We start from the raw sequence: 11,734 nt of genomic DNA on the forward strand, positions 1-11,734 counted from the left end.
GCCGGCGCATCAGGCTGGAGAGCGAAGGCGCCGGCGCCCCGGGGCCGTTGAGCATGTCGTCGATCTCGACCACATCGGAAGCGGAGCGCTCGGCCTGCTGCAAATGCTGGCGGCGCGCCGCAAGCTCGTCTTCCTCACCGGCAATGGGAGCGAGTTTGGACAGCTCCTCCACCGTGTGGCGGGCATAATCCTCGGCGGCCAGCGCCTGCTCGACCAGCGCCTTTTGCGCCGTCACCCCATCCTGGGCGGCACTGAGGGCCTGGAAGGCGGAGCGGGTTTCGGCGGCGAGGCCGTCCAACTCGCCGAAGGCGTCGAGCGCGGCGCGATGGGTGGCGACATCGACCAGCGCCCGATCGTCATGCTGGCCATGAATTTCGACGATCTGGCTGCCCACCTTTTGCAGCAGCGCCGCCGAAACCGGCTGGTCGTTGATGAAGGCGCGGGTGCGCCCATCGGCCAGTTGCACCCGGCGCAGGATGACGTCCTCGTCATCGGCTATGGCGTTGTCGCGCAGCACGGCGCGAGCCGGATGGCCGGCGGGCAAAGCCAGCACGGCCACCACCTGCCCGCTTTCCTGTCCGCTGCGCACCAGCGAGGCATCGCCCCGCCCGCCCAGCGCCAGCGTGAGCGCATCGAGCAGGATCGACTTGCCGGCGCCGGTCTCGCCGGTCAGCACCGTCATGCCATTGTCGAGCGCCAGATCGAGCTGGTCGATCAAAACAATATTGCGAACCGAAAGCGCGTTCAGCATGCGCGGATCATCCCAGATTTGGCCGGGGCATTAAAACAGAACCGGGCGCATTGTAGCGCCCCGGAACAAACTGGCAACAGATTTAGTGCAAACCTCTGGGCCACCCATGCATAACGTCATTCCGGCCTGCGCCGGAATGACCCGGTGGAAAACAACCCCTAGCGGCGCAGCGAGGCCATCCAGCTGCCGGAATTGACGGCGGGGGCCAGGCCCTGCTTGGCCAGAAGGTCGTAGCCGCGCTTATACCAGGTGCTGGACGGATAATTGTGGCCCAGAACGGCCGTGGCGGTGGCCGCCTCATGGGTCAGGCCGAGCGACAGATAGGCTTCGGTGAGGCGGTAAAGCGCCTCCTCGATATGGGTCGAGGTCTGCCAGCTCTCCACCACCACGCGGAAGCGGTTGATGGCGGCGGTAAACTGCCCCTGGCCGAGATAATAGCGGCCCACCGACATTTCCTTGCCGGCAAGCTGGTCATAGGCGACGAGCAGCTTTTCCTGCGCGTCCTTGGCATATTCGGACTTGGGATAGGACGAGATCACCAGCTGATAGGTGGAGATGGCGTCGGCCGAAAGCTGCTGATCGCGCGTGATATCCTTGATCTGGGCGAAATAGGCGTTGCCCTTGAGGTAAAGGACATAGGCGGCGTCCTTGCCATTGGGATAGAGCGCCAGATAGCGGTCGGCCGCCAGGATCGCCTCGGACAGCTTGCCGCCGCGATAATTGGCGTAAACCTGCATCAGCTTGGACTTTTCCACCAGCGGATCGCGCGGATGCTGGCGGTCGAGCTGCTCCAGCGACTTGACGGCGGTGGCATAATATTGCCGGTCCATGTCGTTGAGCGCTTTCTGGTAAAGCGTCGTCGCCGGAATGATCGGCTCTTCCTTGAGCTTGACCGGACCGAAAAGGCTGCACCCGGCCAGCACCGCAGCCACCAGGGCCACGACCACAAACCGGGCGGACCGGCTGGCAAAACCAGCAAAAGCGTCAACTGTCACGAACTGGCCCGTCCTTATACGCAAACCGCCCCAAAGGGCGGGATAAATAGCAAATGGATCAAAACTGTGGCGCCCTACGCCGCCCCCAAGCCGGGATCAGCGCACGGACCGCAGGTAATGATTGACCGCCAGTCCTTCGGGCTGATCGTCGAACGCCTCGAATTCGAGCGGCAGGTCTTCGGCCCCGACTATCTCATAATTGGCTTCGCTGGAAAAGAGACCGCTCAGCACATGCGCATTGAGCGCGTGCCCGCCCTTGTAGGAGCGGAAGCGCCCCCAGATCGGCAGCCCCCCCAGCGAGAGATCGCCGATGGCGTCGAGCAGCTTGTGGCGCACGAATTCGTCCTCGTAGCGCAGCCCGCCCGGATTGAGGATGCGATCCTCATGCACGGTGATGGAATTGTCGAGGCTCGAACCGAGCGCATAGCCGGCCTGGCGCAGGATCTTGGCGTCGCGCACGAAGCCGAAGGTGCGGGCGCGCGACACGTCCTCGTAATACCGGCGCGGGGTCCAATCGAAGATCATGCGCTGGCGGCCGATGACCTTGTTGTCGAAGTCGATCTCGAGATCGAGCGCGCGCCCGTTATAGGGTTCGAGCGCGGCGAAGGCATCGTTGTTGCGCACGGTGACGGCGCGGATGACCTTGAGGAATTTGCGCTGGGCGGGCTGGATGTCGATGCCCACCTCCAGAATCGCATCGGCGAAGGGACGCGCGCTGCCATCCAGAATCGGGCATTCGGTGCCTTCGAGGGTAATCAGGGCATTGTCGATCCCCATGCCGCTCAGCGCCGAAACCACATGCTCCACCGTCGCCACGCTGACACTGTCGCCCAGATCGATGGTAGTGCACAGCGTGGTGCGCGAAACGCGCGAGAAATGCACCGGCACCGCCTCGGTGAGGATGCCCGCGCCCATGTCGCGGCGGATGGTGAAGCCGGTATCGACAAGACCCGGTCCGATGGTGAGGCTGGAAGGCTGGCCGCTATGCACACCATAGCCGGCGAAGGTAACGGCGGCCGCAAGAGTACGCTGGCGCGTGGCTAGTTTCTGCATACGCAATGTAACTCCGACCCCCAGGCCCAGATTGCCCACAATCCTGTTAGCGAAAAAAAACCCGGCGCGGAAGCCGCGCCGAGCATTGTTTTTACACCTGCCAGATGACCGGTCAGCCGTGCTTGCGCAGGAAGGCCGGAATTTCCAGGCTTTCCTTCTGCGGCGCGGACGTCACCGGACGGCCAGTGACATCGAGCGCGCCACGGGCGCCGGGCACCGCGGCCGCAGGGCGCGAAGACCTTGAGGCGCCTGCCTCAATGGCGCTGCGGGCAGCCGCGTCATCGTCGCCTTCATAGGCCCTGGGCTGGGGCGCGGCGGCCTGCTGCTGGCCCAGATTGATGCCGACATTGGAGGCCAGCTTCTTGAAGAGAGCACGGGCATTGCGCGGCTCGGTTTCCTGACGATCCTGCTCCTGCTGTGTCCGCCTCGCAACAATCGGCAGCTCCTCGGTGCGCGGCATGCGGCGCTGGCCCTCGGGCCGGGCGGCGTGCGAGGGCACATAGACGCTGGGAATCGGCTGCTCCTCGACCGCCATCGGCTCGTCGGGATCGACCACGCTTTCGGCGGCCGGGATATAGGGCTCGACGAAAACGCCGTCATCCTCCTCCTGGATCGGGGCATGGGCGTGATTGGCGCTGAACGCCTCGGCCACGGCGGCCTCGACCTCATGCTCGAGCGCCTGCGACATCACCGGAGTGGCGATGGGCGCGCGCTCGGCGGCGGTGCGGGTCGGCTCGACCGGCACGTGGCGGCGCACTTCCAGCGGCGTGCGCGAGGCATGCGGCTTGGCCGGCTCGAGCGCCTGCACCATGGTGGCATCGGTGCCGGTGGCCACCACCGAAACGCGGATGGTGCCGGTGAGGCTGGGATCGTAGGTGGCGCCCAGGATGATATTGGCGTCCACATCCACTTCCTCGCGGATGCGGCTGGCCGCCTCGTCCACTTCGTAAAGGGTGAGGTCGGGACCGCCGGTGATGGAGATGAGCAGGCCGCGCGCACCCTGCATCGACACATCGTCGAGCAGCGGATTGGCAATGGCCGCCTCGGCGGCGTGGCGGGCGCGATCCTCGCCGGAAGCCTCGCCGGTGCCCATCATCGCCTTGCCCATGCCGCGCATGACGGCGCGCACGTCGGCGAAGTCGAGATTGATGAGGCCTTCCTTGACCATCAGATCGGTGATGCAGGCCACGCCCGAGAACAGCACCTGGTCGGCCATGGCGAAGGCATCGGCGAAGGTGGTCTTCTCGTTGGCGACGCGGAACAGGTTCTGGTTGGGGATGACGATCAGCGTGTCGACATGGCGGTGCAGCTCGTCAATGCCGTCCTCGGCCAGACGCGTGCGGCGATTGCCCTCGAAATTGAACGGCTTGGTGACGACGCCGACAGTGAGAATGCCCTGCTCGCGCGCCGCGCGGGCCACGACCGGAGCCGCGCCGGTGCCGGTGCCCCCGCCCATGCCGCAGGTGATGAACACCATATGCGAGCCCGACAGGTGATCGTTGATCTCGTCCCAGCTTTCCTCGGCGGCCGCGCGGCCCACTTCGGGGTGCGAACCCGCGCCCAGGCCCTCGGTGACGCCGACGCCGAGCTGGATGATGCGCTGCGCCTTGGAGAGCGCCAGCGCCTGCGCATCGGTATTGGCAACGACGAAATCCACGCCTTCGAGCCCGGATTCGATCATATTGTTAACGGCATTGCCGCCGCCGCCGCCCACACCGAATACGGTGATGCGGGGCTTGAGTTCCTGAATGTCCGGAATGGTGAGGTTGATGGTCATGAAAGGCCCCATACTGGCGAGTTGGTAAAGATTTACCCCGCCAAACGTTAACCCCAGCCTAACAATTGCCCCTTCGGCGTTAACGTGAACGCAATTTGCGACACTTTCCGGTTACGCTTTGACGGCGCGTTAACCACGCCCCAGCAGCGCTTTGAAGAGGAGATGCAAATGAACACCATCACACCCTGCCTTTGGTTCGACGACCGCATCGAGGAGGCGATCGCTTTTTACACCGGCACCTTTCCCTCCGCCCGGCTGATCGAGACCGCCCGCCCCGATCCAGGCCGGCCTCCCCTGACCGCCGTCATCGAGCTGGAAGGGCAGAAATTCATGCTGCTCAATGGCGGCAAGACCGATTTCGCCTTCAATGAATCGGTGAGTTTCATGATCGAGTGCGACGGGCAGGCGGAGGTGGACTATTTCTGGGAGAAACTGATTTCCGAAGGCGGCTCGGAAGGGCAATGCGGCTGGTGCAAGGACCGCTTCGGCCTATCCTGGCAGGTGGCGCCCCGCCAGTTCCGCGACACCGTGCTGGGCCCCGACCCGGAAGGCGCGCGCCGGGCCATGGATGCGATGATGAAGATGAAAAAACTGGTGGTGGCCGATTTGCAGAAGGCTTACGCGGGGGCGTGAGAACACCCCCGCCCCCTCAGAGCCAGCCGCGACGCTTGAAGAAGAGATAGGGCAGCACCGCTGAAAGCACCATCAGGCCCAGGGAAAGCGGATAGCCGAAATCCCAGTGCAATTCGGGCATGATGTCGAAGTTCATGCCATAGATCGAGCCCACCAGCGTGGGCGGCAGCAGCACCACGGCGACGACCGAGAAGATCTTGATGATCTGGTTCTGTTCGAGATTGATCAGCCCCAGCGTCGCATCGAGCAGGAAGTTGACCTTGGTGGTGAGCGTGCGCGCATGCTCGCCCAGCGAGAGCGCGTCGCGCTGCACCAGCTTGCCCAATTGCCGCGCGTCGCGCGCCGCCTTGCTGGGCCCGACCGTGGAGGCGCCGTGATAGGCGGTGAGCCGGGAAATGCTGACTAGGCTTTCCTGGATCATGGTCAGAAGCTCGGCCTTGGCCCCGATCTGCTCGATGACCGAGCGCAGATCGCGCTGGAATTTTTCCGCCGAGGTGCTCTTGCGGCGAAAGACGTGGCGCGACACCTGGTCGATCTCGTTGCCCAGCTTTTCCAGTGCGTCGGCCGTGCGGTCGGTGAGCGATTCCAGAAGCCCCAGGAACACCTCTGTGCCGGTGGCGCAGGGGATGGCATTGGGGCGCTGGGCGCGGATGAGATAGGCGGTAAAGGGCTTGGGATCGGCGAACCGCACGCTGACCAGCACGTCCTGCTTGAGGATGAAGGTGACTTCGGCCTTGACCGGATCGTCGGTATCGAGCCCGAACAGCGCCGTCATGGTCATGAATTCGGCGCCGTCCTCGGAATAGAGCCGCGAGGACAATTCGATCTCGGCCATTTCGGCGCGGGTGGGAATGGTGATGCCCAGATGCGCCTCCACCCGGCGCGTTTCCTCGGCAGAGGGATTGAGCAGGTCGAGCCAGACCAGATTGGAGGTGGTCTCGATGGCATCGGGGGCGACCTCGGCCAGCATGGCGAGATGGCTTTTGTAGCAGCGCAGCATGGCTTCACTCCTGGGCATTGACCGCATGGGGCCCGCCCGCACGGAAGCGTCAGGCGCGGCAGGCGATTTTCATGGGCGACGTCGAACTTCGACTGTCGGGGTTCATCGGCTTTCTCTCGAAAAATGGCGAAGCGCCAGAGACAGCGCCTAGGTGCCCCCACTCGCTTCGCCTGTCAACCACCTCAGAAACTGGTGCGCAACCAGTTGCCGACGCGGGCGAAATAGCCATCGGTGCCGGTGAGGCGGTGGCTCTTGCGCGGCTCGGCATATTCCTGCGCGCAGACCTGGGGATAGATGAGCATTCCGGCCACGCTGGCGAAGGCGGCGCCCTTGGCCATGTCGGGCAACCCGGCAATGCCCATGGGCCGGCCATTGCGCACATTGCGCGCCAAAGTGCGGCGGGCCACTTCGGGCAGGCCGGTCATTTCGCTGGCCCCGCCGGTGAGCACGAAGCGGCGCCCGCACACATCCATCATGCCGGTGGCCTGCATGCGGTCGCGGATGGCGGTGAGGATTTCCTCGATGCGCGGGCGCATGATGCGGGTGAGTACCGAGCGGGCCACCTGCCCCGGCGCCTCGTCATGGCTGGCCCCCACCGGCTGGATGGGAATGAGGTCGCGCTCGTCCGACTGGCCGGGCAGGACCGAGCCGTAAAGCGTCTTGAGGCGCTCGGCATCGGCAATGCCCACCGAAAGCTGGCGGGCGATGTCGAGCGTCAGATGGTGCCCGCCGATGGCGATGGCGTCGGCATAGACCAGATGCCCGTCATTGAAGACGGAAACGGTGGTGGTGGCCCCGCCGAAGTCGATGCAGGCCACGCCCAGCTGGGCCTCGTCATCGACCAGCGTGGCCAGCCCCGAGGCATAGGGGGTGGCGATGAGCGCCTCGATCTGGAGGTGGCAGCGATGCAGCACCAATTCGAGATTGCGCATGGCCAGCGTCTCGGCGCTGACCACCGCCACGTCGACGCTGAGCTTGTCGCCCACCATGCCCTTGGGATCGCGAATGCCCTTATGCCCGTCAATGGCATAGCCGATGGGCAGCGCGTGGATGATGGAGCGTTCCGGGCGCACCGAGCGCTCGTTGACGGCGCGCAGCACGCGGTGAATATCGGCCTTTTCCACTTCCTCGCCATCGAGCGACACCGAGGCGGAGAAGGTTTCCGAACCCAGCCGCCCGGCGGTGACGTTGACGATGACGGTCTCCAGCGTCACCCCGGCGGCGCGCTCGGCCATGCCGACCACAGAGCGGATGGCCTGATCGGCCTTTTCAATATCGGTGACGACGCCGCTCTTGACCCCGGCGGAGGGGCCGTAGCCGAAGCCGATGACCTCGGCCTGATGGGAGCGCCCGCGCAGCGCCTTGCCCTCGGGGCGGGGCGAGAGGCGCGCGATGACACAGCACAATTTGGTCGAGCCGATATCGAGCACGGCCACCAGCGTGGTCTTGCCGGGCTGGACCGGCCGCAGCCGGGAAGTCATGGCATCGGTCATCATTGGGTAAGCGTCGTCTGGCTGGGGAGGGAAAGATGGGCGGGCGGCGGCAGGGGATAGGGACGGCTGCTGGCCAATTGGCGCTTCAATGCCGCTTCGGCGGCCTTGCGGTCGGCTTCCAGGTCCGCCTCGGTCTTGGCCGGGCGCAGTGCCACCAGATGGGCCACGCGCAGGTCGATGATGGTCACGTCGCGGTCGAGCAACTGATAATGGGACTGGTAGAGGGCAAGATTGCGCAGGGCGCGGGCCACCCCCAGCTCGGGCAATTGCACGCGCAGGCCGGTATCGTAGATAAGATCCCAGCGGCGGTCGGCAATGCGCGACAGGGCGACAAGATCGGTCTTGAGCTCGGGATATTGATCAAGCGCGCGGATCATCACCAGCGCGTCGTCATTGGCGCCATCGCCCACCACCAGCGGCAATTCCCCATAGGCCCCGCCATCCTCGCCGATCTGGGCGCCGGTGGCATCGACCACGAAGGTGATGCCATCAACGCGCCAGCGCGCCACCGGCACTTTTTCGGTAACGGTAACGATGACATCGCCCGGATAGGTCTTGCGCACGGTGACGCTGTCGATGGCCGGCAGCGCCGCGATGCGCTGGCGCGCCGCCTCGACGTCGAAACTGGTGGTGGCGGTATGCGGCTGGATGCCCAGCGCGTCGAAAATATCCTGCTCGCTGGTCAGCGTCTGGCCGGAAATGGAAATCTCGCCAATGGCCATGCCGGCATCGGCGAAACGCGCCTGGGCCATATCGCCCATGAAGGCCGCACCCGCCGCCAGCGGCCCGCGCAGCTCATAGGCAAGGCCCGCCAGCGCCAGCAGCGCCACCACCCCTGCCCCGCGCAGGATGGCGGTGCGGTGCAGCACCCAGGCGCGACCGAGATTGCCGGCAACGCGCCGGTGCGGAGAACGGACAGGCACAGGCAGCGCGCGCGGCCGGACCAGCTGCGCACCGGCGAGAAAAGCCTCGCTCCTTACCTGTTGCAACTCGCGTCCTCCACCATCCAGGCGACCAGATCTTCATAACTATGCCCGGCATGGGCGGCCTGTTCGGGGGCCAGGGACACCGCCGTCATACCCGGCTGGGTATTGAGTTCGAGCAGCACCAGTTCCCCGTCCTCGCCCGCCGCATCGTTGTAGCGGAAGTCGCACCGCGTCACGCCCCGGCAGCCGAGAGCCGCGTGAGCGGCCAGGCTAAACTGTTGCACTTTGTCGTAAATTTTCGGTTTCAACTGCGCCGGCAGCACATGCACGGCCCCGCCCTCGGAATATTTGGCTTCGTAGTTGAAAAAGCTGCGCTCGGTGACGATCTCGGTGACGCCCAACGCCACATCGCCCATGACCGCACAGGTCAGCTCGCGCCCCGGAATGAAGCGCTCGACCATCACCTCCTCGCCGCTGGTCCAGTCCTCGCGCAGGATCTCCTGGGGCGGATGGCTGGTCTCGGCCTTGACGATGAAGACGCCAAAGCTCGACCCATCGGCAATGGGCTTGATGACATAGGGCGGGGGCAGCACATGGGCGCGGGCCGCCTCGGCGCGCGCGACGATGACGTGATCGGTGACCGGAATGCCGGCGGCCTTGAACACGATCTTGGCCTGGTGCTTGTTCATCGCCAGGGCCGAGGCCAGAACGCCCGAATGGGTATAGGGGATTTGCAATAGCTCCAGCACGCCCTGGATCATGCCGCTTTCCCCGAAGGGGCCGTGCAGGGCATTGAAGGCCACATCGGGCTTCAGATCGCGCAGCACCTCGACGACATCGCGCCCGACATCGACCTCGGTGACCCGATAGCCGGCCCGCCGCAGCGCGGCGGCACAGCCGGCGCCCGACATCAGCGACACCGGGCGCTCATTGGACCACCCCCCCATGAGAACGGCGACATGCTTGGTCATGGGGTGGTCCTTTCAGCGGCAGGGGACATCGGCCCCACCCCCTCCCGGCCTCCCCCATCAAGGGGGAGGTGTTGGGCCGGCGGATTGGGCAGCATGGTGCCCAAGATACGATGGAGCACCTCCCCCCTTGCGGGGGAGGTTGGGAGGGGGGAGCCAGCGGTAGTCATCACGCCACATCCTTGCCCGTCAGCGCCGCCAGTTCTCCCGGCAGGGCGGCGGCCCATTGGGTGATGTTGCCGGCGCCCAGGCAGACGACGTAATCGCCCTCGGCGGCGCGCTCGGCCAGGAGCGGGGCGAGCTGGTCGGGGGCATCGATGACGCGGGCGTCGCGGTGCCCGCGAGCGCGGATGCGGGCCGCCAGTTCCTCATGGGTGACCCCGGCAATGGCCTGCTCGCCCGCCGCATAGATGGGCGCGACGATGACCGTGTCGGCATCGTTGAAGCAGGCGGCGAATTCGTCGAACAGGTCGCGCACGCGGGTGTAGCGGTGCGGCTGGACCACCGCGACCACGTCGCGCCGCGTCGACTGGCGCGCCGCCCGCAGCACGGCGGAGATTTCGACCGGGTGATGGCCATAGTCGTCGATGACGGTAATGCCGCCGACCACCCCGGTGCGGGTGAAGCGCCGCTTGACGCCGGTAAAGCCCTTGAGCCCCTTGCGGATGGCCTCGGCGGGCACGTGCAACTGGTCGGCCACGGCGATGGCGGCGGTGGCGTTGAGAGCGTTGTGAATGCCGGGCATAGGCAGTTCGAGCCCGTCGATGCGCAATTGCGTCTGGCGGATGCGGTCGCGGATTTCCACCGAGAAGCGGCTGACGCCGTCGACGGTTTCCAGATCGACCAGGCGCACATCGGCCTGCGGGTTGCGGCCATAGGTGATGACGCGGCGATCCTGGATCTCGCCGACCAGCGCCTGCACTTCGGGATGGTCGAGGCACATGACGGCAAAGCCGTAAAAGGGCACGTTCTCGACGAACTGGTGGAACGCCTTCCGCACCCCTTCGAAATCGCCGTAATGGTCGAGATGCTCGGGATCGATATTGGTGACCACGGCCACGTCGGCGGGGAGCTTGACGAAGGTGCCGTCGCTTTCGTCGGCCTCCACCACCATCCATTCGCTGCCGCCCAGGCGCGCATTGGTGCCATAGGCATTGATGATGCCGCCATTGATGACGGTAGGATCGAGATTGCCGGCGTCGAGCAGGGTGGCCACCAGCGTGGTGGTGGTGGTCTTGCCATGGGTGCCGCCAATGGCGATGGCGGTCTTGAAGCGCATGATCTCGGCCAGCATCTCGGCGCGGCGCACCACGGGCAGCGCCCGGGCGCGGGCGGCGACCAGCTCGGGATTGTCCTTCTTGATGGCGGAAGACACCACGACCACCTCGGCCTGGCCCAGATTATCGGCGCTCTGGCCGATTTCGACCCTGATGCCCATGTCGCGCAGCCGCTGCACATTGGGATTGACGGCGGCATCCGAGCCCTGGACCGTATAGCCCTGGTTGTGCAGGATTTCGGCGATGCCGCTCATGCCGATGCCGCCAATGCCGATAAAATGCACGGGGCCGATATCGCTGGGCATCTTCATGAGCGGTTTTCCACTTCTAGGGTGCGGCCCGCCAGCATTTCGGCCAGGTCGGCGAGCTTTTCCACCGCGCGGGGCTGGCCCAGGGAACGGGCGGCGTCGGCGGCCTGGCTGAGGGTCGAGGGGTCGGATAACAAATTGGTGAGGCGAGTGCCAAGCGATTGCGGCGTAAGCGTGGCCTGTTCGGCCAGCCAGCCGCCGCCGGCGGCCTCGACCACCAGCGCATTGTTCTTCTGGTCGTTGTCGATGGAGCCGGGCAGCGGCACCAGCACGGCCGGCCGGCCCAGCACGCACAATTCGGCGATGGTGGAGGCGCCCGAACGCCCAATGACCAGATGGGCCTGGGCGATGCGCTCGGGCAGGTCGGTGAAGAAGGCCGCCAGCTCGACATTGACCTTGGCCTGCCGATAGGCCTCGGCCACCCGGTCGAGATCTTCCTCGCGGCATTGCTGGACGATGACCAGGCGCTGGCGCAACGTCTCGGGCACCTGGGCGATAGCGGCGGGCACGATGTCGGACAGCGCCTTGGCCCCCTGGCTGCCCCCGAAGATCA

General features: G+C 65.5%; 11 protein-coding genes. 1 reads left to right on the plus strand and 10 read right to left on the minus strand.

Annotated features, from left to right (window positions below):
• From VDP82_RS06945 to ftsZ, 4 genes are all read right to left on the minus strand, one after another.
• Window positions 1–751, minus strand: a 751-nt coding sequence (locus VDP82_RS06945) for an AAA family ATPase (RefSeq protein ID WP_323014124.1), incomplete at its 3' end; no start/stop codon positions are given.
• Window positions 752–909: 158 nt separating this feature from the next.
• Window positions 910–1,746: an outer membrane protein assembly factor BamD gene (locus VDP82_RS06950; RefSeq protein WP_323014125.1), complete on the minus strand. Its 837-nt coding sequence runs from the start codon at window positions 1,744–1,746 to the stop codon at window positions 910–912.
• 96 nt (window positions 1,747–1,842) lie between these two features.
• A complete protein-coding gene (gene lpxC, locus VDP82_RS06955) occupies window positions 1,843–2,799 on the minus strand; it encodes a UDP-3-O-acyl-N-acetylglucosamine deacetylase (RefSeq protein WP_323014126.1) in 957 nt (318 codons plus the stop codon).
• A gap of 112 nt (window positions 2,800–2,911) precedes the next feature.
• Complete coding sequence (gene ftsZ / locus VDP82_RS06960) at window positions 2,912–4,576, minus strand: cell division protein FtsZ (RefSeq protein ID WP_323014127.1); 1,665 nt, start codon at window positions 4,574–4,576, stop codon at window positions 2,912–2,914.
• Window positions 4,577–4,744: 168 nt separating this feature from the next.
• Between ftsZ and VDP82_RS06965 the strand changes: the two genes are divergently transcribed.
• Window positions 4,745–5,209, plus strand: coding sequence for a VOC family protein (locus VDP82_RS06965; protein WP_323014128.1), 465 nt, complete (start codon window positions 4,745–4,747; stop codon window positions 5,207–5,209).
• Between the two features lie 16 nt (window positions 5,210–5,225).
• Here VDP82_RS06965 and VDP82_RS06970 read toward each other — a convergent pair whose 3' ends face one another.
• The 6 genes from VDP82_RS06970 to VDP82_RS06995 all read right to left on the minus strand — a co-directional run.
• The gene (locus VDP82_RS06970) at window positions 5,226–6,209 is read right to left on the minus strand and encodes a magnesium transporter CorA family protein (protein WP_323014129.1); all 984 of its coding nucleotides are present in this window, start codon (window positions 6,207–6,209) and stop codon (window positions 5,226–5,228) included.
• Window positions 6,210–6,391: 182 nt separating this feature from the next.
• Window positions 6,392–7,705, minus strand: a complete 1,314-nt coding sequence (gene ftsA / locus VDP82_RS06975) for a cell division protein FtsA (protein ID WP_323014130.1) — start codon at window positions 7,703–7,705, stop codon at window positions 6,392–6,394.
• Complete coding sequence (locus tag VDP82_RS06980) at window positions 7,702–8,625, minus strand: cell division protein FtsQ/DivIB (RefSeq protein WP_323014131.1); 924 nt, start codon at window positions 8,623–8,625, stop codon at window positions 7,702–7,704. Before VDP82_RS06980 ends, ftsA begins: the two co-directional genes overlap by 4 nt.
• Window positions 8,626–8,678: 53 nt before the next feature.
• Window positions 8,679–9,599 carry a D-alanine--D-alanine ligase gene (locus VDP82_RS06985; RefSeq protein WP_323014132.1) on the minus strand — a complete coding sequence of 307 codons (921 nt, stop codon included), beginning with the start codon at window positions 9,597–9,599 and terminating at the stop codon, window positions 8,679–8,681.
• A 166-nt stretch (window positions 9,600–9,765) separates the two neighbouring features.
• A complete protein-coding gene (gene murC, locus VDP82_RS06990; protein ID WP_323014133.1) occupies window positions 9,766–11,184 on the minus strand; it encodes a UDP-N-acetylmuramate--L-alanine ligase in 1,419 nt (472 codons plus the stop codon).
• Window positions 11,181–11,734: UDP-N-acetylglucosamine--N-acetylmuramyl-(pentapeptide) pyrophosphoryl-undecaprenol N-acetylglucosamine transferase (locus VDP82_RS06995; RefSeq protein WP_323014134.1), on the minus strand; the 554-nt coding region annotated here is incomplete at its 5' end. The genes murC and VDP82_RS06995, both read right to left, overlap by 4 nt.

This window comes from Devosia sp., assembly GCF_034675085.1.
Taxonomy (GTDB): domain Bacteria; phylum Pseudomonadota; class Alphaproteobacteria; order Rhizobiales; family Devosiaceae; genus Devosia.

What these genes read in the sequence shown, in the direction of transcription:
- lpxC (WP_323014126.1), bottom strand. Translation starts at nt 2,799, where the DNA reads ATGCAGAAACTAGCCACGCGCCAGCGTACTCTTGCGGCCGCCGTTACC.
- ftsZ (WP_323014127.1), bottom strand. Translation starts at nt 4,576, where the DNA reads ATGACCATCAACCTCACCATTCCGGACATTCAGGAACTCAAGCCCCGC.
- VDP82_RS06965 (WP_323014128.1), top strand. Translation starts at nt 4,745, where the DNA reads ATGAACACCATCACACCCTGCCTTTGGTTCGACGACCGCATCGAGGAG.
- VDP82_RS06970 (WP_323014129.1), bottom strand. Translation starts at nt 6,209, where the DNA reads ATGCTGCGCTGCTACAAAAGCCATCTCGCCATGCTGGCCGAGGTCGCC.
- ftsA (WP_323014130.1), bottom strand. Translation starts at nt 7,705, where the DNA reads ATGATGACCGATGCCATGACTTCCCGGCTGCGGCCGGTCCAGCCCGGC.
- VDP82_RS06985 (WP_323014132.1), bottom strand. Translation starts at nt 9,599, where the DNA reads ATGACCAAGCATGTCGCCGTTCTCATGGGGGGGTGGTCCAATGAGCGC.
- murC (WP_323014133.1), bottom strand. Translation starts at nt 11,184, where the DNA reads ATGAAGATGCCCAGCGATATCGGCCCCGTGCATTTTATCGGCATTGGC.